This window comes from Streptomyces chryseus (genome assembly GCF_014650755.1).
GTDB lineage: Bacteria > Actinomycetota > Actinomycetes > Streptomycetales > Streptomycetaceae > Streptomyces > Streptomyces chryseus.
The window spans coordinates 1-724 of record NZ_BMVO01000086.1 but is presented as its reverse complement, the minus strand read 5'-3'; the positions used below and the strand labels follow the sequence as shown (position 1 = coordinate 724).

The 724-nt window shown below is 55.4% G+C and carries 1 rRNA gene; it reads right to left on the bottom strand.

The window, feature by feature from the left end:
- Positions 1 to 724, bottom strand: a 23S ribosomal RNA gene (locus tag IE185_RS32875); the annotation flags it as partial.

Sequence of the window (724 nt, the reverse complement as noted above, 5' to 3'; positions counted from 1 at the left end):
CTTGACCAGTGAGCTATTACGCACTCTTTCAAGGGTGGCTGCTTCTAAGCCAACCTCCTGGTTGTCTCTGCGACTCCACATCCTTTCCCACTTAGCGTACGCTTAGGGGCCTTAGTCGATGCTCTGGGCTGTTTCCCTCTCGACCATGGAGCTTATCCCCCACAGTCTCACTGCCGTGCTCTCACTTACCGGCATTCGGAGTTTGGCTAAGGTCAGTAACCCGGTAGGGCCCATCGCCTATCCAGTGCTCTACCTCCGGCAAGAAACACACGACGCTGCACCTAAATGCATTTCGGGGAGAACCAGCTATCACGGAGTTTGATTGGCCTTTCACCCCTAACCACAGGTCATCCCCCAGGTTTTCAACCCTGGTGGGTTCGGTCCTCCACGAAGTCTTACCTCCGCTTCAACCTGCCCATGGCTAGATCACTCCGCTTCGGGTCTAGAGCGTGCAACTCAATCGCCCTGTTCGGACTCGCTTTCGCTACGGCTTCCCCACACGGGTTAACCTCGCTACACACCGCTAACTCGCAGGCTCATTCTTCAAAAGGCACGCAGTCACGACGCATTGAGTAAACTCAATGCGCGACGCTCCCACGGCTTGTAGGCACACGGTTTCAGGTACTATTTCACTCCGCTCCCGCGGTACTTTTCACCATTCCCTCACGGTACTATCCGCTATCGGTCACCAGGGAATATTTAGGCTTAACGGGTGGTCCCGCCA